At 63.7% G+C, this 23,373-nt stretch carries 22 protein-coding genes; 9 read left to right on the top strand and 13 right to left on the bottom strand.

Annotated features, from left to right (window positions below):
- Positions 1-11: 11 nt before the first annotated feature.
- The 11 genes from D1Y85_RS17035 to kdsD all read right to left on the bottom strand — a co-directional run bounded on the left by D1Y85_RS17035 (position 12) and on the right by kdsD (position 9,745).
- A complete protein-coding gene (locus D1Y85_RS17035) occupies positions 12-647 on the bottom strand; it encodes an LON peptidase substrate-binding domain-containing protein (RefSeq protein WP_124152255.1) in 636 nt (211 codons plus the stop codon).
- Positions 648-686: 39 nt separating this feature from the next.
- Positions 687-1,580, bottom strand: a complete 894-nt coding sequence (rapZ, locus tag D1Y85_RS17030) for an RNase adapter RapZ (RefSeq protein ID WP_124152254.1) — start codon at positions 1,578-1,580, stop codon at positions 687-689.
- A 159-nt stretch (positions 1,581-1,739) separates the two neighbouring features.
- Positions 1,740-2,708, bottom strand: a complete 969-nt coding sequence (gene hprK / locus D1Y85_RS17025) for an HPr(Ser) kinase/phosphatase (protein WP_124152253.1) — start codon at positions 2,706-2,708, stop codon at positions 1,740-1,742.
- Positions 2,709-2,868: 160 nt separating this feature from the next.
- Positions 2,869-3,324, bottom strand: a complete 456-nt coding sequence (gene ptsN / locus D1Y85_RS17020; RefSeq protein WP_124152409.1) for a PTS IIA-like nitrogen regulatory protein PtsN — start codon at positions 3,322-3,324, stop codon at positions 2,869-2,871.
- Between the two features lie 344 nt (positions 3,325-3,668).
- Entirely contained in the window at positions 3,669-4,028 is a 360-nt protein-coding gene (hpf, locus tag D1Y85_RS17015; protein WP_124152252.1) for a ribosome hibernation-promoting factor, HPF/YfiA family, read from the bottom strand.
- A gap of 175 nt (positions 4,029-4,203) precedes the next feature.
- Positions 4,204-5,724, bottom strand: a complete 1,521-nt coding sequence (locus D1Y85_RS17010) for an RNA polymerase factor sigma-54 (protein WP_124152251.1) — start codon at positions 5,722-5,724, stop codon at positions 4,204-4,206.
- Between the two features lie 342 nt (positions 5,725-6,066).
- Positions 6,067-6,858, bottom strand: a complete 792-nt coding sequence (gene lptB / locus D1Y85_RS17005; protein WP_124152250.1) for an LPS export ABC transporter ATP-binding protein — start codon at positions 6,856-6,858, stop codon at positions 6,067-6,069.
- Positions 6,855-7,574 carry a lipopolysaccharide transport periplasmic protein LptA gene (lptA, locus tag D1Y85_RS17000; protein WP_124152249.1) on the bottom strand — a complete coding sequence of 240 codons (720 nt, stop codon included), beginning with the start codon at positions 7,572-7,574 and terminating at the stop codon, positions 6,855-6,857. Before lptA ends, lptB begins: the two co-directional genes overlap by 4 nt.
- A 31-nt stretch (positions 7,575-7,605) precedes the next feature.
- On the bottom strand, positions 7,606-8,208 hold the full coding sequence (gene lptC, locus D1Y85_RS16995; protein WP_124152248.1) for an LPS export ABC transporter periplasmic protein LptC: 603 nt from the start codon (positions 8,206-8,208) through the stop codon (positions 7,606-7,608).
- Entirely contained in the window at positions 8,208-8,759 is a 552-nt protein-coding gene (locus D1Y85_RS16990) for a KdsC family phosphatase (RefSeq protein WP_124152247.1), read from the bottom strand. Before D1Y85_RS16990 ends, lptC begins: the two co-directional genes overlap by 1 nt.
- 2 nt (positions 8,760-8,761) lie before the next feature.
- A complete protein-coding gene (gene kdsD / locus D1Y85_RS16985; protein ID WP_124152246.1) occupies positions 8,762-9,745 on the bottom strand; it encodes an arabinose 5-phosphate isomerase KdsD in 984 nt (327 codons plus the stop codon).
- Positions 9,746-10,034: 289 nt separating this feature from the next.
- On the opposite strand from kdsD, the gene D1Y85_RS16980 reads away from it, so the two are divergent.
- From D1Y85_RS16980 to purU, 5 genes are all read left to right on the top strand, one after another.
- Positions 10,035-12,074 (top strand): monovalent cation:proton antiporter family protein, encoded by a 2,040-nt coding sequence (locus tag D1Y85_RS16980; RefSeq protein WP_124152245.1) that lies wholly within the window; start codon positions 10,035-10,037, stop codon positions 12,072-12,074.
- A 63-nt stretch (positions 12,075-12,137) separates the two neighbouring features.
- On the top strand, positions 12,138-12,704 hold the full coding sequence (locus D1Y85_RS16975; RefSeq protein WP_124152244.1) for an adenine phosphoribosyltransferase: 567 nt from the start codon (positions 12,138-12,140) through the stop codon (positions 12,702-12,704).
- Positions 12,705-12,714: 10 nt separating this feature from the next.
- Positions 12,715-13,329 (top strand): LysE family translocator, encoded by a 615-nt coding sequence (locus tag D1Y85_RS16970; RefSeq protein ID WP_124152243.1) that lies wholly within the window; start codon positions 12,715-12,717, stop codon positions 13,327-13,329.
- A gap of 24 nt (positions 13,330-13,353) precedes the next feature.
- Complete coding sequence (locus D1Y85_RS16965) at positions 13,354-14,211, top strand: NUDIX hydrolase (RefSeq protein ID WP_124152242.1); 858 nt, start codon at positions 13,354-13,356, stop codon at positions 14,209-14,211.
- Positions 14,212-14,281: 70 nt separating this feature from the next.
- A complete protein-coding gene (gene purU / locus D1Y85_RS16960) occupies positions 14,282-15,151 on the top strand; it encodes a formyltetrahydrofolate deformylase (protein ID WP_124152241.1) in 870 nt (289 codons plus the stop codon).
- A gap of 80 nt (positions 15,152-15,231) precedes the next feature.
- Here purU and D1Y85_RS16955 read toward each other — a convergent pair whose 3' ends face one another.
- Together D1Y85_RS16955 and uvrA are read right to left on the bottom strand one after the other, a co-directional pair.
- Positions 15,232-16,317, bottom strand: a complete 1,086-nt coding sequence (locus tag D1Y85_RS16955) for an AI-2E family transporter (RefSeq protein WP_124152240.1) — start codon at positions 16,315-16,317, stop codon at positions 15,232-15,234.
- Positions 16,318-16,424: 107 nt separating this feature from the next.
- Positions 16,425-19,316, bottom strand: coding sequence for an excinuclease ABC subunit UvrA (gene uvrA, locus D1Y85_RS16950; RefSeq protein ID WP_124152239.1), 2,892 nt, complete (start codon positions 19,314-19,316; stop codon positions 16,425-16,427).
- 456 nt (positions 19,317-19,772) lie between these two features.
- Between uvrA and D1Y85_RS16945 the strand changes: the two genes are divergently transcribed.
- The 4 genes from D1Y85_RS16945 to D1Y85_RS16930 all read left to right on the top strand — a co-directional run bounded on the left by D1Y85_RS16945 (position 19,773) and on the right by D1Y85_RS16930 (position 23,325).
- Complete coding sequence (locus D1Y85_RS16945; RefSeq protein ID WP_185219029.1) at positions 19,773-20,930, top strand: MFS transporter; 1,158 nt, start codon at positions 19,773-19,775, stop codon at positions 20,928-20,930.
- Positions 20,931-21,036: 106 nt separating this feature from the next.
- Positions 21,037-21,561 carry a single-stranded DNA-binding protein gene (locus D1Y85_RS16940; protein ID WP_124152237.1) on the top strand — a complete coding sequence of 175 codons (525 nt, stop codon included), beginning with the start codon at positions 21,037-21,039 and terminating at the stop codon, positions 21,559-21,561.
- A gap of 158 nt (positions 21,562-21,719) precedes the next feature.
- Positions 21,720-22,916 (top strand): site-specific integrase, encoded by a 1,197-nt coding sequence (locus D1Y85_RS16935; RefSeq protein ID WP_185219024.1) that lies wholly within the window; start codon positions 21,720-21,722, stop codon positions 22,914-22,916.
- Positions 22,909-23,325, top strand: a complete 417-nt coding sequence (locus tag D1Y85_RS16930) for a hypothetical protein (protein WP_124152235.1) — start codon at positions 22,909-22,911, stop codon at positions 23,323-23,325. Before D1Y85_RS16935 ends, D1Y85_RS16930 begins: the two co-directional genes overlap by 8 nt.
- Positions 23,326-23,373 lie beyond the last annotated feature (48 nt).

Here is a 23,373-nt window from a genome sequence, read left to right as displayed (position 1 = left end):
GGTAGAACGAATCACAGCAGTTGATGCTGCTGCATGTAGTGATGCACGACGTCGAGGCGCGCGCCCGCGTCGGGCAACTCCATGAGCTTCTGGCGGGCGCGCAGCGCAATCGGCAGGACTTCCGCGAGGCGGTTCGACACCCACGAGGGATCGTCGAAGCGGAACGGCTCTCCGAACGGCACGCTGGCCGGATCGCGTTCGCGGATCGTCGCGATGATGCGCTCCAGCACCTCCGAACATGCGCCGAATCGCGCGAGCCGCTCGCCGCCTTCGAGCGGAATATCGTCGGGCAGCAGCTCGGCTACGCCGACGAGCAGGCCGTCGGCTTCAACGTGATGCGAAAGTAACCTGAAGCGCCGCGTACCGTGCGCGCGGATCAGCATCATGCCGAATGCCTCGACGTCACATTGCTCGATCTCCGCGAGACAGCCGATGGTCTCGGGCACAGCCGGTTCGTCGTGTTGCACGACTTCGGCGCCGCTCTTGAGCAGGCACACGCCGAACGGCGTTTTTTCGCGCAAGCATTCGCTTGCCATGTCCAGGTAACGCGCTTCGAAGATCTTCAGCGGCAGGAGGCCGCCCGGAAAGAGCACGGTATGCAACGGAAAGAGCGGCAAACCGGAGAGCACGGCAGGAGACGAGGACATGGCGCAACGCTTTCGGTTAAGGCCGCGCGATGCGGCCGGTTAGGCGATTAGCCGGGCTGACTCTCCGACGTCGAGCGGTGCATCGCGGTGACGCACGATCACGTTCGATTCGCCCGTGAAGCGCGTCGCGAGCGTCTGGGCGATATGGACCGAGCGATGCTGACCGCCGGTGCAGCCGATCGCGACGGTGAGATAGCTGCGGTTGTCCGCGCGGAAATGCGGCAGCCACTTGGCCACGAACGTGTAGATGTCGTCGATCATTTCATGGACGGCCGGTTGCGCGCGAAGGAAGTCGATCACGGGTTGGTCGAGGCCCGTCAGCGGGCGCAGACGGCTGTCGTAGTGCGGATTGGGCAGCGTGCGCACGTCGAACACGAAGTCCGCGTCGAGCGGCACGCCGCGCTTGAAGCCGAACGATTCGAACGTGAGCGTGAGCGAGCCGCGCTCGCCTTCGACGAACGCCTTCACCCACGCGCGCAGCGCATTCGCGCTCAGATTGCTCGTGTCGATCTGGTGGCCGAACTCGGCGAGATTCGACACGAGTTCGCGTTCGTGTTCGATGGCCTCTTCGAGCGACTTCAGCATGCCAACGTTTGCGTCGTGCGCCGCGGAGCCGGAGAGCGGGTGGCGACGGCGCGTCTCCGAGAAGCGCTGGATCAGCGACGGCGTGCTCGCGTTGAGGAACAGCAGGCGCACGTCGTGCTCACGCGCGAGGTCGCGGATCATCTGCGGTATGTCGTCGAACGACGCGCTCGAGCGCACATCGATCGCGACGGCGAGGCGTTCGTAGCCGTCGTCGGTGAGATATTGCGCGAGTTGCGGCAGAAAGCGCGGCGGCAGGTTGTCGACGCAGAAGTAGCCGACGTCTTCGAGCGCGTTGAGCGCTACGGACTTGCCAGAACCCGAGATGCCAGAAATCAGGATGATTCGCATGGAGAGGCAGATAGATCCGATTAGGTCATCATAGCATTGGACCCACCCGGCGATGATGGCACACCGGACGTATCGTGTGTAGCGCCATAAGCGCAGCGGATGCACGCCAGAAGCGTGCCGGACGGCCCGAAACGCGAGCGCGCCGTGACGCGTCGTGCGTCAGATCAGCTTGCCGGGAAACTGGCTATCGGGGTCCTGCATCGCGAGGCGCTGGCGGTCCATGAAGTCGCGCAACGTGTCGATGCCGCGCAGTTGCAGGATCGTGTTGCGCACAGCGGCTTCGACGAGCACTGCGAGGTTGCGGCCCGCCGCCACCTGGATCGTGACCTTGCTGATCGGCAGTCCGAGCACGTCTACCGTCTGGCTTTCGAGCGGCAGGCGCTGGAATTCGCCGTCCGGGCGGCGCACAAGTTGCACGATGAGCTTGAGCTTCATCTTCCGCCGCACGGCGGTCTCACCGAAGATCGTCTTGATGTCGAGCAGACCGAGGCCGCGCACTTCGAGGAGGTTCTGCAACAGCGGTGGGCAGCGGCCCTCGACGAAATCGGGCCCGAGGCGCACGAAATCGACGGCGTCGTCCGCGACGAGGCCGTGGCCGCGACTGATGAGCTCAAGGCCCAGTTCGCTCTTGCCGAGACCCGAGTCGCCGGTGAGCAGCACGCCCATGCCGAGGATATCGAGGAACACGCCGTGCAGCGTCGCGCGCGGCGCGAGGATGCGTGACATGTAGAGGCGCAGGCTGTCGATGACGGTTGCCGCCGACATCGGCGTCGTGAAGAGCGGCGTGGATGAGCGCGTACAGCGCAGGACGAGTTCGGGCGGCGCGGCCATGCCGTCGGCGACGACGAGAAACGGCGGTTCGAGGGCGATCAGCTCGGCCATGTGCCGCGAGCGGTCTTCGTCGGTCTGGCGCTGGTAGTACTGGACTTCGGCTTCGCCCAGCACCTGGATACGGTTCGGGTGAATCAGGTTCAGGTGGCCGACGAGGTCCGCGCTCGCCGTGGCCGTCGCCACGGTCTCGGCGGAAAAGCCGCGTTCCCAGCCTTCGTGCCCCGTCAGCCAGCTGAGCTTCAGCGTGGTGGCGTTGTCGTCGAAGATGCTTTGGGCGTTGATGCTGGAAGTGTCCATGAGTCGGTGACTCCGCGAGTGACTCCGTTATGGTCCGCGACGGCTTCAGCCGACGCGGCCGCTGTTCGGGCGCGACTGCCGCACGCTCGCCGGCATGGCCTGCGAAAGCGCCACCTGGGCGCGTCTCACGCGAGGCAACGCCAGAGGGCAGCGCGTTAGATCAAGGTTGCCACTGTGTAAGCAGGCGATGCAACGTTTCACCGTCCTGTTCCGTGTGCAGACGCTCGCGCGTTTCGCGGTCTGACAGCAGTTGTGCGATCTCGGACAGGATTTCAAGGTGCTGTTGCGTGGCCTGCTCGGGCACCAGCAGAAAGATGAGGAGCGAGACGGGCTGACCGTCGGGCGCTTCGAACGGGATTGGCTCGGCCAGGCGCACGAAGGCGGCCAGCGGTTGCTTCAGGCCTTTGATGCGGCCGTGCGGAATAGCGACCCCTTCGCCGAGGCCCGTGGAGCCTAGACGTTCGCGCGCGAAAAGATTGTCGGTGACGGTGCTGCGGGCAATGCCGTTCTGGTTTTCGAAGATCAGGCCAGCTTGTTCGAAGACGCGTTTCTTGCTGGTAACGGACAGGCCGACGACCACGTTCTCGATGGGAAGTATTTTGGCTAAACGATTCATATTGGCAGGCGAAAACGTGGCCTGAATGCTCCTCACCCCGGCAAGTGACGCGAAATCCGACGCCCTGCCGCGTGCCGCTTCTGGCAGATATGCTTCTCGCGACGAAGCCGGCGCCGGGGCCGTGGGGGCGTCACGCCCCGAATACGACTGGACCATTATAGAACATGCGTACGGGCCGATGGTGCGATGCGCCATGCATGAATGCACCGTTTTGTCGCCCGGGTGCACCGGGTTGACCGATTCGATGTTCTCGCGGGTCTGAAAAAAGCCGCCCGGGGTAGGGCGGCTTGTTCTGAGGGTCCGATCACCGGTCCTTCATCAGAACCGCGTGAGGACCGCGGACATCATTGCGGCGGGACTTCTTCGACAATGGGAGCGGGTTGGTGTTTCAGCGCATCGTGCTGATGACCTTGCACCCTGTCCTTGTGGCGGACGACCTGGCGGTCGAGCTTGTCGACGAGGAGGTCGATTGCCGCGTACATGTCGCCGTTCGCGCTTTCCACAAAAATGTCCTTGCCTTTCAGATGAAGGTTCACTTCAACCTTCTGTCTCTTATCCTTTTCCTTGTAGTTGTCGACCGAGAGGACCACATTGCCATCGATTACCTGATCGAAATGTCTTAGCACCCTGTCCAGTTTGGTGATCACGTATTCTCGCAAAGCAGGCGTTACTTCGAGATGGTGTCCACTGATCTTAAGATTCATAGTGCTTCTCCAGGCTATTGGCCGCCTGGCGCGTGAAGAGCGGTGATGCCGGTCGACTGGTTGGACCGCGTGCAGCTTCCCCGAAAGGCCGGCGCGGCGGACTACCTCGGCCGGCCATCGCCGCCAACTGGCGCCGCGGCCGGAAAACGCCCATGCCGGCACACCCGGCAAAAGGCTAAAGAGACTTGCGCAGATTGACTGCCGGAATCTTCAGCGCCTCGCGGTACTTGGCGACGGTACGTCGCGCAACTACGAAGCCCTGTTCCGCCAGCAGTTCGGCTATGCGGCTGTCTGAAAGAGGAGATTTGGGGTTCTCGACTCCTATCAGTTGTTTGATGAGTGCGCGGATGGCTGTTGATGACGCCGCGCCTCCTGTGTCGGTTGATACGTGCGATCCGAAGAAGTACTTAAATTCAAGTGTCCCGAATGGAGTCAGCATGTATTTACCGGTTGTCACACGCGAGACAGTTGATTCGTGTAGGCCCAGCGTATCAGCAATCTCCCTCAAAACCAAGGGGCGCATGGCGATTTCGCCGTGCACAAAAAAGTTCTTCTGCCGCTCGACAATAGCCTGTGCCACACGCAGGATCGTTTCGAAACGTTGCTGGATGTTCTTGATCAACCAGCGCGCTTCCTGCAGTTGCTGACGCAGCGACCCACTGCCCGGATCCCCGCGGTTGTTGCGCAGGATGTTCGCGTACAGATGGTTGATACGCAGCTTCGGCACCACCTCGGGGTTGAGTTCCGCGTGCCAGCTCTGTCCCGTCTTCTTGACGATGATGTCCGGCACCACGTAGTCCGCCTCGGCCTTGCCGTAGGCAGCACCCGGAAAGGGTTCCAGCGAGCGGATCAGCGCATGCGCTTCGCGCAGTTCGTCGTCACCCGTTTTCAGTTGCTTGCGCAACCGCGTGAAATCGCGTGCAGCGAGCAACTCCAGATGCTTTGACACGATCTCCAGCGCGAGCGTGCGAGTTGGCGACGAATTGACGCGCATCAACTGGAGCTTCAGGCACTCCGACGCCGAGCGCGCGCCGACGCCCGCCGGATCGAAGCTATGCAGCAGCGCGAGCGCGGCGTTCAGTTCGTCGGCGTCGACTTCGAACTCTTCGGGGATATCGGCAAGAATTTCGTCGCTGGTCGCGCTCAGGTAGCCGTCGTCGTCGAGCGATTCGATCAGGAACGTGATGAGCGCGCGATCGCGCGGGCTCGCCTGCGTCACGCACAATTGCGCCATCAGGTGATCGCGCAGCGTGGTGGTGGATTCGTGGATCTGAAGCGGCGGCAGGTCGTCGTCGTCGGAGGCGCCGCCGGGGCGGCCGTAGTCCTCGAGGTTCCACTGGCTCGCGTCGCCGTTCGCTTCGGCACTGAGGCCGTCGTATTCGTCGGCGCTCTGCGGCTCGCCGTCGCCCCCCTCGCTGCCGTTCGAAGACGATGTCGGCGCCGTGCTCGCGCCCGAACCCTGGATCGACTCGCTGGAAGGCTGCGGCGGCTGCGCGATCAGTGAGCCGTCGGCGGCAACGCGCAACGGGCTCGCGATCCAGTCGTCCTCGTTCTCGAGCAGCGGATTCTGGGCGATCGCCGTCGCAACCTCCTGCTGCAGTTCAAGCGTCGACAACTGCAGCAGCCGGATGGACTGTTGCAGTTGTGGTGTCAGCGCAAGATGCTGCGAGAGGCGGAGTTGGAGGCTGGCTTTCATGGCGGTCTGCGATTCATTGTAAAGAGTTTGCCACGCGCGCGATACCACGCCGCCCAGGCAAAAAAGCGCGTGCCCAGCGCTGGTGCGGCCCTCAAATTGACGTGCAGATCTGCACCCGAATGGAGCCGCGAGGCGGTACGCCAGCAACGGTGTTTTCAGGACGTTTTGCGACGCTTCGCGGGCATTTGCCACAAGCCACGACGAGCTCCCAACCACCCTGCTACAAGCGGACGCATGGCCGGACCGCCTGGTCTGGCCGGTGAGAAGACGATAAGGGGAGAAGCAGAAGCGCGCGGCACCAGGCCGCACTGCCCGGGCGCGCGTGACGCGCCCGGGTGAGACTTACATGCGGAAGTGTTCGCCGAGATAGACGCGACGCACGTTTTCGTTTTCGATGATGTCGCCCGGTGCGCCGGCCGCGAGCACGGAACCGTCGCTGATGATGTACGCGTGGTCGCAGATGCCGAGCGTCTCGCGCACGTTGTGGTCCGTGATCAGGACGCCGATGTTGCGCTGCTTCAGGAACTTCACGATCTTCTGGATTTCCAGCACGGCGATCGGGTCGACGCCCGCGAACGGTTCGTCGAGCAGAATGAAGCTCGGGTCGGTGGCGAGGGCTCGTGCGATTTCGACGCGGCGCCGCTCACCGCCCGACAGCGAGAGCGCCGGGTTCTCGCGCAGATGCGCGATCTGCAGTTCGTCGAGCAGCGCTTCGGCGCGTTCGGTCATGACGTCTTTCGACAGACGTTTGCCGTCACCGTCCACCTGCAGTTCCAGCACCGCGCGGATGTTCTCTTCGACCGTGAGCTTGCGGAACACCGACGCTTCCTGCGGCAGATACGAAAGCCCGAGTGATGCGCGCTTGTGGATCGGCAGGAGGCTGATCGACTGGCCGTCGAGGTCGATTTCGCCTGCGTCGAGCGGAATGAGGCCCACGATCATGTAAAACGATGTGGTTTTGCCCGCGCCGTTCGGGCCGAGCAATCCGACCACTTCGCCACTCTTCACGTCGAGCGAGACGTCCTTGACGACAGTGCGCGAGCCGTAGCGCTTCTTCAGGTTGCGCACGACGAGCGAACTGGTCTTGCCAGCGAGTTGCCGGCCGTGGCTTTGGGGAAGGGTCACGGTGTTCATTGTTGCGGCGCTTCCTTCAGCGTGGCCGATGGCGCGAGCGTAGCCGGGGCGCCGGTGAGCGGCTGTCCGCCACCGCTGCGCGGAGAGAGCATCGCGCGCACGCGACCAGCCGGATTGCCGGGGCCCGCGACGTCCATGCCCGATTTCGCCGTATAGAAGTCGTTCTGGCCGTCGTATGTGATGACGCTGCCGTGGACCTGATCCATCACGGTCGAGAGCCCTTGCAGTCGGCGCACCGTGGCGCGCGTCGTGAGCGTGGTGAGATCCTGTTTGCCGTCGTAGTCGATGCGCTCTGCGGTGCCGTCGATGTATTCGTCGAGGCCTTCACGCTTCTGGCGGAAGAAGGCGAGCGTGGTGGCGCCGGGCGATACCGTGCCGGTCGCAAACTGGTAGCCCTGCGGGTCCTGGGTGACGACGAGCTTGTCGGCCTTGATCAGGATCGTGCCCTTCGTGGCGACGACGTGGCCGGTGAAGACGGTCTGCTGCTTCAGATCGTCGTAGGTCATGTTGTCCGCTTCAATGTTGAGCGGCTTGTCCTTGTCGGCGCGTTCGGCGTGCGCGGCGGGCGCGAAGCCGGCAAGCGGCAGCGCCGCCGCGAGCGCGATCAGTGCGCCGAGCAGGGCACCGCGCACGCGCCTCGCGCGTGGTGCGGCCAAGGGTGCGGCTAAATGCGCGCGCAACACGCCGGACAGAGGACGGGGAAGCGATTCGTTCATGCAATCGAGCCTTGCGTGGGCGGCCCGGGGCTCAGGAAGAGCCGCCGGAATCAGCCGGGGCAATCGCGCCACGGACGTTACCGTGGAGCTGGATGACCCGGCTCACGTTGTTGTAATTCATGCCGTCGGTGGCTGTCATGACCGACTGGCCGCGACGAAGTTTAACCGGCTTTTCGGTCTCGATCACGTCGTCGTTCACGAGCACGCGGAAATGCTCGGAATCGGCCTGCATCTCGGGGTTGCCGTCGCCGGCCGCGCGCACGATGCGAGCGGTGTCGTAGAGATCGACGATCGAGGCGTCGGCGTTCACCTTGCCGCGCAGGCCCGTGGCCGTCACGGTCGGCTTGCCGGGCTGGAATGCCCGCACCGCCGGCATCGTCAGCTCGCTGCTCGAGTCATCCTCGTAGTGGACCATGTGCGTGGCCGTGAGGCGGTATTGTGTCGCGCCGGACTGGTCGAGCTCGGATACCGAAAAGGCGTCCGCGAAGTAGTCCGGCGTGTGCGTAATCTGATGCTGCGGCGCCTCTTTCTCGTGCGGCTGGATCGCCTGCAGCAGCCACCAGGTGAAGCCCGCAAGTGCGGCCATGCAGACCAGCGGTACAAGCGACGTCAGGCGGAACTTCGGCTCGTTCATCACTGCCCCGCATGCGGCGCACAGGCCGCCGCGAGCAACGCGTCGTAGCGGCCCTGCGCACGCAGGATCAGATCAGTGACTTCGCGCACGGCGCCATGGCCGCCGCGCGCGCTGGCGACCCAGTGGGCGCGCTCGAGCACATCGGGATGCGCGTTCGCCGGCGCGGCCGCGAAGCCGCACTGGAGCATCACCGCGAGGTCGGGCCAGTCGTCGCCCATGTAGCCGCACTCGTCGGCCGTCGTGCCCGTTTCGGCGAGCAACTGCGCGAATGCGACGCGCTTGTCTTCCACGCCCTGGTACAGATGCGTGATGCGCAGTTCCTTCGCGCGCACGGCGACGATCTCCGAGCGCCGGCCCGTGATGATGGCCGTGTCGATGCCGGCTTCGCGCAGGAGCTTCGCGCCGTGGCCGTCGAGCGAGTTGAACACTTTCATCGTGTCGCCCGAGCCGGTGAACATCAGTCCACCGTCGGTCAGCACGCCGTCGACGTCGAAAATCATCAGTCGCACGCGTGTTGCGCGTGCGGACGCTTCGGGTTGGGGTACCGCCATAATCAGATCACCTTCTTCGCAAAGAGGTCGTGCATGTTCAGCGCGCCAATCAGTTTGCGCGCTTCATCGACGACCAACATCTGATTGATCCTGTGGCGCTCCATCAGTTCCACCGCTTCGATCGCAAGGTGATCGGGCCCGATCGTGCGCGGACCCTTCGTCATGACCGATCCGATCGACAGGTCGCGGAAGTCGCCGTCGCGCTCCAGCACGCGGCGCAGGTCGCCGTCGGTGAAGATGCCCATCACGCGGCCCTCGGCGTCGGCGATCGCCGTCATGCCCATGCGCTTCGCGGTGAGCTGGAACAATGCGTCGCGGACGGTTGCGTCGTCCTGCACCACCGGGACCTGGTCGCCCGTGCGCATAACGTCGCGCACATAGGTCAAGAGGCGTCGGCCGAGTGCGCCGCCCGGGTGCGAACGTGCGAAGTCGTCTGCGCCAAAACCGCGCGCATCGAGCACCGCGATCGCGAGCGCGTCGCCGAGCGCGAGCGCCGCCGTCGTGCTGGCGGTGGGCGCGAGGTTCAGCGGGCAAGCTTCCTTCGCGACACCGGAATTCAGGTGCACATCCGCGAGCTGTCCGAGCGTCGACTGCGGGCGGCCCGTCATGGCGACGAGCTTCGCGCCGATGCGCTTCACGAGCGGCAGGATCGCGACCAGCTCCTCCGATTCGCCGGAGTTCGAGAGCGCGACGAACACGTCGTCGGCGGTGACCATGCCGAGGTCGCCGTGGCTGGCTTCGGCAGGGTGGACGAAGAACGCGGGAGTGCCGGTGGAGGCCAGTGTGGCGGCCAGCTTGCGGCCAATGTGGCCCGATTTGCCTATGCCGGATACGACCACACGGCCGCGGCATCCGAGGATGAGATCGACCGCGCCGACGAAGCTGTCGTCGAGCCGGTCGCGAAGCCCGCGCACGGCGTCAGCTTCGATGTCGAGCACGTCGCGAGCGAGCTTCAGTGCCCGGTCGCCATTGATTTTCGCTATCATTCGCGGAGTATAGCAAAGGCGTTTGTTTGCCGCGCCGGTGCGCCCAGCCGGGCAGCGCCGCGGCGGACCGCTCGTCCGGACAGTTCGCGCGAAGGCCGCCCGGTCTCGCCGTGCTTCCCCGTCATCTCCCATTTGTCTCGCCTCGCGCCGATCATGGACCCGGCTCACGCGGGAGACCGGTTCACATACTGCGCTTCACATACCGGTTTCAAACCCCGGTTTCCTTCAGGTTCAGCGATAGAAACCTCCAGCCACAGATACAACGCAACACACGAGGACGCTTCACACGATGATCTCCCCGCTGGAAATGACCTTGTTTCTGCTGCTCGCGTCGGTGGTCGGCGTTGTGCTGTTTCGTTCCCTGAATCTGCCGCCGATGCTCGGCTATCTGACCGTCGGTATTCTTGTCGGGCCGCACGCGCTCGGCGTCGTGCCGGACACGCACGGAGCGCAGCATCTGGCCGAGTTCGGCGTTGTGTTCCTGATGTTCTCGATCGGCCTCGAGTTTTCGCTCTCGAAGCTGCGCGCCATGCGGCATGCCGTGTTCGGGCTCGGGCTGTCGCAGGTGATCGGAACCATCGCCATCGCGCTCCTGCTCGGGGTCGTGCTCGAACGGTGGGTGCATATCACGTGGCAGGCGTGCGTCGCGCTCGGCGGGGCGCTCGCCATGTCGTCGACGGCCATCGTCACCAAGATGCTCGCCGAGCGCCTCGAACTCGAATCGGAGCACGGCCGCAACATTCTCGGCGTGCTGCTGTTCCAGGATCTCGCCGTTGTGCCGCTGCTCATCGTGATTGCGGCATTTGGCGGTACGTCGACGTCGCTCGTGGAGTCGCTCGGTTACGCGGGCGTGAAGATCGTGGTCGCGCTTGCGTTGCTGCTGATCGTCGGGCAGAAATTCATGACGCGCTGGCTCCACGTCGTCGCACGGCGCCGCTCTCAGGAACTGTTCGTGCTGAACGTGCTGCTCATCACGATCGGCTCCGCGTTCATCACCGATAAATTCGGTCTCTCGCTCGCGCTCGGCGCATTCATCGCGGGCATGCTCATCGCCGAAACGCCGTACAAGCATCAGGTGGAAGAGGACATCAAGCCGTTTCGCGACGTGCTGCTCGGCCTCTTCTTCGTGACCACGGGCATGCTGCTCGATCCACACGTGATCTGGCAGCACCCGTTCCTCGTGGCGGGGTTTCTGATCGGGCCGGTCGTGCTCAAGGCCGTCATGATCACCGCACTCACGCGCCTTTTCGGTGCGTCGCCGGGCGTCTCGATGCGCACAGGTCTAGGCCTCGCGCAGGCCGGCGAATTCGGCTTCGTGCTGTTGAACCTCATCCTCAGCGAGCATCTCGTCGATCAGACGCTGCTGCAGGTGATCCTCGCTTCGATGCTGCTTTCGATGCTCGCCGCGCCGTTCCTGATCCAGAACGCCGACCGCATCGTGCTGCGCCTGTCGTCGACTGAATGGATGCAGCAGTCGCTGCAGATGACGCGCATCGCTACGCAGAGCATCAAGCAGAGCGGCCACGTGATCATCTGCGGGTATGGGCGCGCCGGGCAGAACCTCGCGCGCATGCTCGAACACGAGGGACTCTCGTACGTGGCGCTCGACCTCGACCCGGACCGCGTGGCGGCGGCTGCGGCGGCGGGCGAGTCGGTGGTATTCGGCGACGCGGCGCGGCGCGAGTCGCTCGTCGCGGCGGGTATCCACCGGGCGGCGGCGGTGGCGGTCACTTACGCAAACACGCCATCGGCCACGCGCGTGCTGCACCACGTCCACGAACTGAAACCGACGCTGCCGACGCTCGTGCGCACCGTCGACGACGCCGATCTCGAACGCCTGCTGGCGGCGGGCGCGACCGAGGTGATTCCGGAGATCGTTGAAGGCAGCCTGATGCTCGCCTCGCACATGCTGGTGCTGATGGGCGTGCCGATGCGGCGCGTGGTGCGGCGTGTGGAGGAGCTGCGCGATGAACGCTACAGCCTGCTGCGCGGCTACTTCCGCGGCACCGACGATGTCGACGAGGACGGCCACGAGCAGGTGCGGCTACAATCCGTACCGGTCGACGCGCGCGCCGACGCCGTGGGCCGCACGCTGGCCGAACTGGGGCTGTACGACCTCGGCGTCGAGGTGACCGCGATCCGCCGGCACGGCATTCGCGGCGTCGAGCCGGACCCGTCGACGAAGCTGCGCGAGGACGACATTCTCGTGTTGCGCGGCCTGCCCGAGCAGCTCGCCGAGGCCGAAGAACGGCTTTCGCGGCACCGCAAGGCGGGTGCCGGGGCCGGAGCGGGGGCCGGGCGTCCGGAGCCGGGCGGCCCGGCAACCTGATTTTTTTGCCGCTTTTCGTTCGCTTCTTGTAGTTAGTCACCCCAGATATCACCCGGAGAAATCATGTCCAACGCACCTGCGAACGCGAGCGCCGAACCTGCGCAGTTCGTGAAGAACCTGATCCGTACGGTGCCCGACTGGCCTCAGCCGGGAGTGCAGTTCCGCGACATCACGCCGCTCATCGGCGACGCGAAAGGCCTGCGCGTATTGATCGACCTGTTCGTGGAGCGTTACGTCGATGCGAAGCTCGACTACATCGCCGGGCTCGATGCGCGCGGCTTCATCATCGGGCCGATCGTTGCGTATGAGCTGAACGTGGGCTTCATTCCGATCCGCAAGATCGGCAAGCTGCCCTACAAGACGGTCTCCGAGACCTACAAGCTCGAATACGGCGAATCGACCGTCGAGATTCACGAAGACGCCTGCGGCAAGGGCGATCGCGTCGTGATCGTCGATGACCTGATCGCCACGGGCGGCACGATGCTCGCCGGCAAGCTGCTGCTGGAGCGCGTTGGCGCGACGGTGGTCGAGGGCGCGGCGATCATCGACCTGCCGGACCTCGGTGGCTCGAAGCTGCTCACCGATGCGGGCCTGCCGCTTTTCACGATCACGTCGTTCGGCGGCCACTGATACTAGCGCCATGCCGAATTTCGCCCTCTTTCTCGCGACGTCGCTCGCCATCACCTTCGCGCCCGGCCCCGACAACCTCCAGGTGCTCGCGCGCGGAATTTCGCAAGGCCGTGCGGCGGGGCTTGTCGCCGCGCTCGGCTTCGCGGCCGGCGTGACATTCCACACGACGCTCGCCGCGCTCGGCATCGCCGCGCTGCTGCGCTCGTCGCCCGTCGCGTTCCAGATCCTGAAGCTCGCGGGTGCTGCGTACCTCGTCTGGATCGGCATCAAGGCGCTGAGAAGCCAGGGACTCGCCGCAGCGGGCGAACGGGAGCGCCAGCCGCTCCGGACGATTTTTCGCCAGAGCGTGCTCGGCAACATGATGAACCCGAAGGTGACGCTCTTTTTCGTCGTCTTCCTGCCGCAGTTCGTCGATCCGCGCGGCGCGCAGGGCGTGACGCTGCAGATGCTCGAACTCGGGCTGATCTTCATGCTGCAGACCGTTGTGGTGTTCTCGATCTTCGGCCTGTGTGCGGGCACCATCGGCGGCTGGCTCAAGCGCCGTCCGCGCGCGGGCGTATGGCTCGACCGCCTCGCGGGCCTCACGTTCATCGCCATCGGCATTCGTGTCGCGCTGCGCGACTGAGCGGATTCGCGGGAGCCTTGCACGATGACCTTGCCTTGCATCAGCGCCGCGCGCCGATTCGACGTGCGCGCCCATCTGCCCTTCTGGATCGGCGGCGAGCGCGTTGGCTGGATCCGCCTGGCCGACGCGGCGCTGCTTGCGCGCTGGCCCGACGTGTTCGAAGTCGAGGCAACGCGCGTCGCCATGTCCGACACGTTCGATAACCTGACCTCGCGCAGCGCGGCGCTCGGCGCCGTGATCGGCGCGTTGGCGGCCGAGGGCCGCATTCCGGGCTGGCGCGATGAGACCTACGCGATCCGCAACGCCTTCGATGCGCCGCCGCTCGCCTATATCGAGCGGGCCGCATCGCGTTTCTTCGGGACGATGACCTGGGCGGTGCATCTGAACGGCGTCGTAGACTATGCGCGTTCTGCGTCGCCTCGCGCGCCGCAGCTATGGATCGCGCGCCGCAGCGAGACCAAGGCCACCGACCCGGGCATGCTCGACAATGTCGTCGCGGGCGGCATCGGCTGGGGCTTCGGCATCGAGGCCACGATCGTCAAGGAGTGCTGGGAGGAGGCCGGTATCCCGGCCGACATCGCGCAGCACGCCCAGGCCGGCCGCACGGTGCACGTGCTGCAATCGTTGCCCGAGGGCACGCAGGCCGAGCAGGTCTTCGTCTACGATCTCGCGTTGCCCGAGGATTTCGTTCCGCATAATCAGGACGGCGAAGTCGGCGAGCACCGGCTCGCGCGCATCGACGAAGTCGCGCGCTGGATCGAAGATGGCGCGATGACCGTGGATGCGAGCCTCGCCACACTGGATTGTCTGCTGCGTCGACGCTGGATCGACGAAGATGCGTGCGAGGGCATCGGCGAGATTTTCGAACCGCCTGCGCTGTGAAAGGGCGCTGGTTTTGCGCAGCAATGCCACTGACTGAAACACCAGGGATTTGAAGGGAGTTACCAAGGTCATGTCGACCGAACACAGCTTTATTCTCAAACTGTCGTGCGCCGATCGTCCGGGCATCGTGCATGCCGTGTCGGGCTTCCTGTTCGAGCGCGGCGCCAACATTCTCGACTCGGCGCAGTTCGGCGACAGCCATACGGGCGAGTTCTTCATGCGGGTCGACTTCCAGCAGGTAGGCGGCGATCCGGGTCTCGAAGCGTTGCGCGCGGCGTTCGCGCCGCTCGCGCAGGCGTTCGGCATGCGCTGGGAGTTGCACGACGCGAACGTGAAACCGCGCGTCGTCATCATGGTCTCGAAGATCGGGCACTGCCTGAACGATCTGCTGTTCCGCTACCGCACGGGCCAACTGCCGATCGAGATCCCTGCGATCATTTCGAATCACAAGGACTTCTATCAGCTCGCCGCGAGCTACAACATTCCGTTCCACCATTTCCCGCTGCTCGGCGGCACGGCGGCGGACAAGGCCGCGCAGGAAGCGCGCGTACTCGAAGTGGTGAATAACGAGCGCGCCGATCTCGTGGTGCTCGCGCGCTACATGCAGATCCTTTCGCCGCAACTGTGCGACGCGCTCGAAGGTCGGGCGATCAACATCCATCACTCGTTCCTGCCGAGCTTCAAGGGCGCGAAACCCTACTACCAGGCGTTCGACCGTGGCGTGAAGCTGATCGGCGCGACCGCGCATTACGTGACGACGCACCTCGACGAAGGCCCGATCATCGAGCAGGAAGTGGAGCGCGTCGACCACAGCATGACGCCGGAGCAACTGACGGCGATCGGCCGGGACGTGGAGTGCGTGACGCTCGCGCGCGCGGTGAAGTGGCATGTCGAGCATCGCATCGTGCTCAACGGCAGCAAGACGGTGGTGTTCCGCTAGACCGCGCGCCCTGCGTTGAAGTTGAAGACGTAAAAAAACCGGCTTCCCGCAAGGGCGCCGGTTTTTTGTTGTGCCGGCATTCAAACCAGCCGCAGATAAATCAGCTCCCGCTTGATATACGCGTAGAAGATGGGCGCGGCGATCACGCCTTGAATGCCGAATGCGGACTCCATGACGAGCATTGCGACGAGCAGCTCCCACGTGCGCGCCTCGATCTGGCCGCCGACGATCCGCGCATTCAGAAAGTATTCGAGCTTGTGGATCACGATGAGGAAGACGAGCGCGGTGATCGCGGCGGGCAGGCCGACCGTGAGAGCCACGGCGACGATCAGCGTGTTCGAGATCAGGTTGCCGATCACGGGCAACAGGCCAACTATGAACGTCACCGCGACGAGCATCTTCGCGAGCGGCAGCGGCGAGTGAAAGATGGGCAGGATGAGCAGGAGGAAGATGCCGGTGAACGCCGTGTTGATGGCCGAAATTTTCACCTGGGCGAAGACGATGCGGCGGAACGCATCGGCAAATCGCGCCACGCGCGTGACGAGCGCGTTGGAAAGCGGCAGGCGCCGCGCGTTCTTCTGCATGCTGATGGCGACGATGGCGCCGATGATCATGCCGATCACGATCCGCCCGAAGATGCGCGCGGCGTTCTTGCCGCCCTGGCCCAACTGGTCGGCGTGCTCGTGCATGAGCGCGACGACTTTCACCTTCAACTGGTCGACGTCTACCGGCAGGTAGGCCGCGACGGCCGCGGGAATGTGTCCGCGCGCCTGGTCGACGAACACCATCATCTGGGACATGACCTTCTGGACGCTCGGCACGTCGTCCTCGAAGTGCTCGATGACGCCGACCGTGAGACCCGTCAGCACCCCCACGATCACGATCGATACCAGCACGACGGACGCCCACCGCGCACGCTGGCTCGACATGCTCCGCTCGATGTACGGCGCGATGATATGGACTAGCTGGTAGACGAGCATCCCCGCGAGGAGTGCGCCGAGCAGGTTCAGGTACAGGACGGCCAATAGCGCGCTGGCGGCTACCAGGTAGCTGCCGATCTCGACGGCCGGGAGTTTCGGCAGACTCGTGTTGCTCGTCAGCCGGACCGGCCGCGGCGGGAGGTCGCGCACATCTTTTTCGTCGGTCGCTTCGCTGCGCTTGACCATGATAGGTGTATTCCGTATTCAGACCCGGGGAAACGTCTGTTCCCCGTAGATTTATTGCATTGCTGATGCTGCCCGCACGCGTTGCCGCGTTCCCCCGGGCGACCGCCTTATTGCCCCGCCGATGCCGCCAGCGCATCCGCCTGCCGCCGGAGCAGCGGCGCCAGATACCGTCCCGTAAAGCTCGCCTTCGACTTCACGACCTGCTCCGGCGTGCCCTGGGCGACAATCTGGCCGCCGCCGGCACCGCCTTCGGGGCCCATGTCCACGATCCAGTCGGCGGTTTTGATTACATCGAGATTATGCTCGATGATCACTACGGTATTGCCCTGATCGCGGAGCCGGTGGATCACCTCCAGCAGGAGCGCGATGTCGTGGAAATGCAGTCCGGTCGTTGGCTCGTCGAGTATATACAGCGTGCGGCCGGTGTCACGCTTGGAAAGCTCGAGCGAGAGCTTCACGCGCTGTGCCTCGCCGCCTGAGAGCGTCGTGGCCGACTGACCGAGCCGGATATAGCCAAGACCCACGTCCAGCAGCGTCTTCAGTTTGCGCGCCACCACCGGCACCGCCTTGAAGAACTCGTAGGCCTGCTCGACGGTCATGTCGAGCACCTCGCTGATATTTTTGCCCTTGTACTGCACTTCCAGCGTCTCGCGGTTGTAGCGCTTGCCGTGGCAGACGTCGCACGGAACGTACACGTCCGGCAGAAAGTGCATTTCCACCTTCAGCACGCCGTCGCCCTGGCAGGTCTCGCAGCGGCCGCCCTTCACGTTGAACGAAAAGCGGCCCGACTCGTAGCCGCGCTCCTTGGCTGCCGGCACGCCCGCGAACAACTCGCGGATCGGCGTGAAAAGACCGGTGTAGGTGGCCGGATTCGAGCGCGGCGTGCGGCCGATCGGCGACTGGTCGACGCTGATGACCTTGTCGAAGTGATCCAGCCCCTCGATCGCCTCGAACGGCGCGGGCTGGGCCGACGAGCCGTACAGATGTTGCGCGACGGCGTGGTAGAGCGTGTCGTTGATGAGCGTGGACTTGCCCGAGCCCGAGACGCCCGTTACGCAGGTGAGCAGGCCCACCGGCAGGTCGAGGGTCACGTGCTTGAGGTTGTTGCCGTGGGCTTCGACGATGCGCAGGCGGCGCTCGTCGGGTTCCTTGCGCTCATCAGGGTAATCGATGCGACGCGAGCCCGAGAGGTACTGCCCGGTCATAGACGCCGGATCGTGCTCGACTTCGTCCGGCGTCCCCTGGGCGATCACCATGCCGCCGTGCACGCCGGCGCCCGGGCCCATGTCGACGACATAATCGGCCATGCGGATCATGTCCTCGTCGTGTTCGACGACGATCACCGAATTGCCGAGGTCGCGCAGATGCTTGAGCGTGCCGATGAGCCGGTCGTTGTCGCGCTGATGCAGCCCGATGGACGGCTCGTCGAGCACGTACATCACGCCCGTCAGTCCCGAGCCGATCTGCGAAGCGAGGCGAATGCGCTGTGCTTCGCCGCCCGAGAGCGTTTCGGCGCTGCGTTCGAGCGAGAGATAGTCGAGGCCCACGTTGTTCAGGAACATCAGGCGCGCGACGATCTCCTTGACCACCTTGTCGGCGATCTCGCGCTTCGAGCCTTCGAGCCGCAGCGTCTGGAAGTAGCCGAGCGTGTCGCGCAGCGGCCAGCCGCTCACCTCGTAGATGGCGCGCGCCTGCTCGTCCGCGCCGATGCGCACGAAACGCGCTTCGCGGCGCAGACGCGTGCCTTCGCAGTGCGGGCAGGCCTGATTGTTCTGGTACTTCGAGAGCTCCTCGCGCACGGCAACCGAATCGGTTTCGCGGTAGCGGCGCTCGAGGTTCGGGATGATCCCTTCGAACACGTGCTCGCGCACCGAAGTCCGGCCGCGCTCGTTCATGTACGAGAACGGAATCTGCTCCTTGCCCGAGCCGTAAAGCAGGATCTTGCGCACCTTCTCGGGCAGGTCCTCGAATGCGGTGTCGATGTCGAAGTCGTAGAACACCGCCAGACTTTGCAGCATCTGGAAGTAGAACTGGTTGCGCCGGTCCCAGCCCTTCACCGCGCCCGCCGCGAGCGACAGCGACGGGTGCGCGACCACGCGCTTCGGATCGAAGAACGTGATCTGGCCGAGGCCGTCGCATTCCGGGCACGCGCCCATCGGGTTGTTGAACGAGAAAAGACGCGGCTCCAGTTCCGGGATCGAGTACGAGCAGATCGGGCACGCGAACTTCGAACTGAAGAGGTGCTCCTTGTCCGTATCCATTTCGAGCGCGATCGCGCGGCCTTCCGCGAGACGCAACGCCGTTTCGAACGACTCGGCGAGCCGCTGCTTCATGTCGGGGCGCACTTTCAGGCGATCCACGACCACGTCGATGGTGTGCCGCTCGCTCTTCTTGAGCTTCGGCAGCGACTCGACCTCGTAGATCTTCGCCGCGCCTTCGTTGGCCGTGCCGCCGCCCGAGCGCACCCGGAAGCGCACGAAGCCCTGGGCCTGCATGTCGTCGAAGAGTTCGGCGTGCTCGCCCTTGCGGTCTACGACCACGGGGGCGAGGATCATCAGCTTGGTCTCTTCGGGCAGCGCTAGCGCGGCGTCCACCATCTGCGAGACGCTTTGTGCAGCGAGCGCGATTTCGTGATCGGGGCAGTACGGCGTGCCGACGCGCGCGTACAAAAGACGCAGGTAGTCGTGAATCTCCGTGACCGTGCCGACCGTCGAGCGCGGATTGTGCGACGTCGCCTTTTGCTCGATGGAAATAGCGGGTGACAGACCCTCGATCAGGTCGACGTCCGGCTTTTCCATCAGTTGCAGAAACTGGCGTGCGTAAGCCGACAGGCTCTCCACATAGCGCCGCTGGCCCTCTGCATAGAGGGTGTCGAACGCCAGCGAGGACTTGCCCGAACCCGACAGCCCGGTGATCACCACGAGCTTATGGCGCGGCAAGTCCAGATTGACGTTTTTCAGGTTGTGGGTTCGGGCCCCACGGATACGGATTTGTTCCATGAACCTGCGGGAGAAAGGGAGGCTAAACCTGCTACTATAACGACTTTTCCAGACCGCCGTTACGGGTTGCTGACGGTCCGTGAAGGTCCTCGAAAGGCATACCACGGGCAGAATTCAGGCCACTGGGCCGGACGACTGCGGGCCATTGCACGAATCACTGCGCGGACCACTGCGGGGATGATGCGCCGCCGGCCGGAGCGCGTGCGAGGGCCGGCTGCCCGTCCAGCATCGTAGATGGGGCGTTCGCGCGCAGTTGCAAGACGGTACCGGGGATGCGCCAGCGTTATCAGGCGCGTTGCGCCGGGGCCGCGGGGGCGCCACAGTCGCAGGATCGTCAAGCACGAAGCCATTACGGCAATAACGAAGTCCGCCTTCATCTGCTTCCACTTCTGCGGACAGCGGCGGCGCAATCAGAACACGTTCCCGATGTCCATTCCGTCCGCCACTTCCTCACGCATGAGCGCGCCCGAATTGCGCGCGACCGTGTCGCTCGCCGCGATCTTCGCGCTGCGCATGCTGGGTCTCTTCATGATCATGCCGGTGTTTTCGGTCTACGCGAAAACGATTCCCGGCGGTGACAACCTGCTGCTCGTTGGCGTCGCGCTCGGCGCCTATGGCGTCACGCAATCGCTCCTCTACATCTTCTACGGCTGGCTTTCCGACAAGGTCGGCCGCAAGCCGGTCATCGCCGCGGGCCTCGTCATTTTTGCCATCGGCAGCTTCGTGGCCGCGTTCGGGCACGACATCACGTGGATCATCGTCGGGCGGGTGATTCAGGGCATGGGGGCGGTGTCGTCGGCCGTGCTCGCCTTCATCGCCGACCTCACCGCCGAAGAGCACCGCACCAAGGCCATGGCGATGGTCGGCGGCTCGATCGGCGTCTCGTTCGCAGTGGCGATCGTGGGTGCGCCGGTCGTGTTCCACTGGGTCGGCATGAGCGGACTCTTCACGCTCGTCGGCGTGTTCTCGATCCTCGCCGTGGGCGTCGTGCTCTGGGTTGTGCCCGACGCACCGAAGCCCGTGCACGTGCGCGCGCCATTCGCTGAGGTGCTGCACAACGTCGAACTGCTGCGCCTGAATTTCGGCGTACTGGTGCTGCACGCGACGCAGACGGCGCTCTTCCTCGTCGTGCCACGCCTGCTCGTCGATGCGGGCCTCCCGGTCAGGTCGCACTGGATGATCTACCTGCCGGTGATGGGCCTCGCCTTCGTCCTGATGGTCCCGGCCATCATCGCCGCCGAAAAGCGGGGCAAGATGAAGGCGGTGCTGGTTTCTGCGATCGGTCTTATCCTTATTGGCCAGCTTTTGCTCGGCTCGCTGTCGCATACACTTACGATCGTGGCGTCAGTGCTCTTCATCTATTTCCTCGGTTTCAATATTCTGGAAGCGTCGCAACCGTCGCTGGTCTCGAAGCTCGCGCCGGGTGCGCGCAAGGGCGCTGCGACGGGCGTGTACAACACGACGCAGTCGATCGGCCTTGCACTCGGCGGTGTGGTCGGCGGCTGGCTGCTCAAGCACGGCGGTCCGAGCACGGTCTTCTATACGTGCTCTGGGCTTGTCTTGTGCTGGCTTATAATCGCGGCCTATATGAAGGCGCCGCCGAAGCGCGCCTGAAATCGGTCGAACAGTATTCGCGGAGGCGGTCCGCGCGCGAGCGGCGACAGTCGCCATGCGTGCGCCGCGCGGCCGCTCCTCGCAACGGAATCAACAGGAGAAATTCATGGCATCCGTGAACAAGGTCATTCTCGTCGGCAACCTCGGTGCCGATCCGGAAGTGCGCTATCTGCCGAGCGGCGATGCGGTGGCGAATATCCGCCTCGCCACGACCGATCGCTACAAGGACAAGGCGTCAGGTGACTTCAAGGAAATGACCGAATGGCACCGCGTGTCGTTCTTCGGCCGCCTGGCCGAGATCGTGTCGGAGTATTTGAAGAAGGGTTCGTCGGTGTACATCGAGGGCCGTATCCGCACGCGCAAGTGGCAGGCGCAGGACGGCACCGATCGCTACTCGACGGAAATCGTTGCTGACCAGATGCAGATGCTAGGCGGCCGCAGCGGCGGCGCGTCGATGGGCGGCGACGACGGCGGCTACAGCCGCGAGCCGGCTGAACAGCGCGGCGGCGGCCGTGCGTCGGGCGGTGGCGGTGCGCCGCGCGCGAGCAGCGGCGGTGGTGGCGGCGGTGGACGTTCGAACGCGCCGGCCGGCGGCGGATTTGACGAAATGGACGACGATATTCCGTTCTAGGAGGAATATTAGGACTGGATGTAAAGATTGCCCCGAATTTCTCCATCAATTCAATAGGTTGGTGGTGGATATTCGGGGCATTTTTTTTTGTTAGAGAAAAAGCTGAGCGGAACTTGAGTGTTCCGTCAAAAATAGGGCGTCCAGATATGGAGCCCAAATTGAAACCCTATTCAATCCGTGAAGTTCAACTCGAGGACGGTGAGCGGCTCCCAATCCTCACCCACGATGATCCGCTCGGCCTTCCGGTTCGCGGGACGACGGAATACAGTCTGACGAAATTGCGCGCTCGTGGTCTGCGTCCCACCTCCATGCGGCAACGCGTCGATGCTTTAGGCCACGCGCTGCAGTTCTTTGCGAGCCGCAACATTGACCTGATCGCACGTACTGCAAGCCACGACTTTCTTTCGCAGGCTGAACTCGTTGCACTGGCCGATCGCTGCCGCGAGCCGTCCCGCGCCAATCACAGCCGACCTGTAGTCAGCGCAAATTACGCCTATGTCCGCTATTCGACCGCCCTGGATTACGTCAGTTGGGTGGCTGAACCCGTCATATCGCGCATCACGGATCCCCGCCAACGAGCATCAGCAAACACTAGCTTTGAGCGCTTTCTGAAGCGAGCGCGCACAGTTGCACCGCAGCGCCGGGGACACGATTCCCATGTGGATGGCGAGCGGCATGGGCTCACGGACGGTCAGAGGGAAATGTTTCTCACGGTAATTCGTCCGGGGGATCCTGGAAATCCGTTCAGTCCCCGAAATCAGGTTCGTAATTACGCCGTGCTTTTGACTGCGTACAAACTGGGTGCAAGGTCCGGCGAAATACGTGGCCTGAAGAAGATTGACATCGATCTCGACACCGGGCAGCCAGAACTGTGCATTGTCCCGCGATATCACGATAAGGATGACCGTCGGCTGGATCCTGCTGCGGCAAAAACGAATGGGCGTTTGCTTCATCTAGACCCAGAATTGGCGGCCGCGATGGGTGCCTGGTTGATCGACAGAAAAGACCGCAAAAAATGGGTGCGCGCACATCGACATCCTTATGTGTTCGTAAACAGATACGGCGATGCGATCGAAGGCCGTGGCTATCGAAAGATTGTGGAAAGGCTGCGGGCTGTATACCCCTCACTAACCAGTTTGTGTCATCACGTGTTACGACATGACTGGAATGACCGCTGGGTCGATCTAGTCGAAAGCACCGGGGGCAACTCGGCGAAAGCGGAAAATCAGCAACGATATGCGATGGGCTGGTCGCACCAGTCGAATATGCCGATGGTCTACGGCAAGCGGGCAATCGCGAAATCGGCGAATAAACGCATCCTCGCGCTTCAGGACAAGGATCCGATAAATGAATAAAAGCAAACAGCTAGATTGGATCGATAACGAGGTAGACCTTTCTGATACCGACCAAATCTCCAGCGCGGAGGAATTCGCATCGGCTTCCATCAATGAAGATCAATGGCGGCTCGATGCAGATAGTCTTATAAATTGGGCACGCTTGCCTCCAGTAGGGCGTGACGTGGAGCGTCCATTGCGCGCACGCCTTTGGAACGTAAGGTCAGCCTGGGCTCCGACGTCCATCCTTGCCGAATTCAATGCTTTGTGTCAGTTCTTTCGGACGGCATTTGATGGAGGTGTTGATCGCTCGAGGTTAGAGAAGCTTGATTTGGCGCTCTTCCTGAAAGTACGCTCGCTGTTGCAGGGCCGATATGCTGCATCAACGGTATGTATTGACCCAGTGAAAACCTGCTCAAGTCATAATTGAAGGAACGTGGCGATGAGCGTGAAGATGGAAGAAGACATCAAGCGATGG

The sequence above is a fragment of the Paraburkholderia dinghuensis genome (assembly GCF_003837865.1).
Lineage (GTDB): Bacteria > Pseudomonadota > Gammaproteobacteria > Burkholderiales > Burkholderiaceae > Paraburkholderia > Paraburkholderia dinghuensis.
This window is presented reverse-complemented; position numbering and strand designations above follow the sequence as displayed.

Excerpts from the sequence above, each read along its gene's own strand:
- D1Y85_RS17035 (WP_124152255.1), bottom strand. The coding sequence starts at position 647 with ATGTCCTCGTCTCCTGCCGTGCTCTCCGGTTTGCCGCTCTTTCCGTTG.
- hprK (WP_124152253.1), bottom strand. The coding sequence starts at position 2,708 with ATGGACACTTCCAGCATCAACGCCCAAAGCATCTTCGACGACAACGCC.
- D1Y85_RS16965 (WP_124152242.1), top strand. The coding sequence starts at position 13,354 with ATGACCTTGCCTTGCATCAGCGCCGCGCGCCGATTCGACGTGCGCGCC.
- D1Y85_RS16955 (WP_124152240.1), bottom strand. The coding sequence starts at position 16,317 with ATGGTCAAGCGCAGCGAAGCGACCGACGAAAAAGATGTGCGCGACCTC.
- D1Y85_RS17010 (WP_124152251.1), bottom strand. The coding sequence starts at position 5,724 with ATGAAAGCCAGCCTCCAACTCCGCCTCTCGCAGCATCTTGCGCTGACA.
- lptA (WP_124152249.1), bottom strand. The coding sequence starts at position 7,574 with ATGAACGAATCGCTTCCCCGTCCTCTGTCCGGCGTGTTGCGCGCGCAT.
- ptsN (WP_124152409.1), bottom strand. The coding sequence starts at position 3,324 with ATGAATCGTTTAGCCAAAATACTTCCCATCGAGAACGTGGTCGTCGGC.
- lptB (WP_124152250.1), bottom strand. The coding sequence starts at position 6,858 with ATGAACACCGTGACCCTTCCCCAAAGCCACGGCCGGCAACTCGCTGGC.
- D1Y85_RS16940 (WP_124152237.1), top strand. The coding sequence starts at position 21,037 with ATGGCATCCGTGAACAAGGTCATTCTCGTCGGCAACCTCGGTGCCGAT.
- D1Y85_RS16970 (WP_124152243.1), top strand. The coding sequence starts at position 12,715 with ATGCCGAATTTCGCCCTCTTTCTCGCGACGTCGCTCGCCATCACCTTC.
- D1Y85_RS16945 (WP_185219029.1), top strand. The coding sequence starts at position 19,773 with ATGAGCGCGCCCGAATTGCGCGCGACCGTGTCGCTCGCCGCGATCTTC.
- hpf (WP_124152252.1), bottom strand. The coding sequence starts at position 4,028 with ATGAATCTTAAGATCAGTGGACACCATCTCGAAGTAACGCCTGCTTTG.
- purU (WP_124152241.1), top strand. The coding sequence starts at position 14,282 with ATGTCGACCGAACACAGCTTTATTCTCAAACTGTCGTGCGCCGATCGT.
- lptC (WP_124152248.1), bottom strand. The coding sequence starts at position 8,208 with ATGAACGAGCCGAAGTTCCGCCTGACGTCGCTTGTACCGCTGGTCTGC.
- D1Y85_RS16980 (WP_124152245.1), top strand. The coding sequence starts at position 10,035 with ATGATCTCCCCGCTGGAAATGACCTTGTTTCTGCTGCTCGCGTCGGTG.
- uvrA (WP_124152239.1), bottom strand. The coding sequence starts at position 19,316 with ATGGAACAAATCCGTATCCGTGGGGCCCGAACCCACAACCTGAAAAAC.
- rapZ (WP_124152254.1), bottom strand. The coding sequence starts at position 1,580 with ATGCGAATCATCCTGATTTCTGGCATCTCGGGTTCTGGCAAGTCCGTA.
- kdsD (WP_124152246.1), bottom strand. The coding sequence starts at position 9,745 with ATGATAGCGAAAATCAATGGCGACCGGGCACTGAAGCTCGCTCGCGAC.
- D1Y85_RS16930 (WP_124152235.1), top strand. The coding sequence starts at position 22,909 with ATGAATAAAAGCAAACAGCTAGATTGGATCGATAACGAGGTAGACCTT.
- D1Y85_RS16990 (WP_124152247.1), bottom strand. The coding sequence starts at position 8,759 with ATGGCGGTACCCCAACCCGAAGCGTCCGCACGCGCAACACGCGTGCGA.
- D1Y85_RS16975 (WP_124152244.1), top strand. The coding sequence starts at position 12,138 with ATGTCCAACGCACCTGCGAACGCGAGCGCCGAACCTGCGCAGTTCGTG.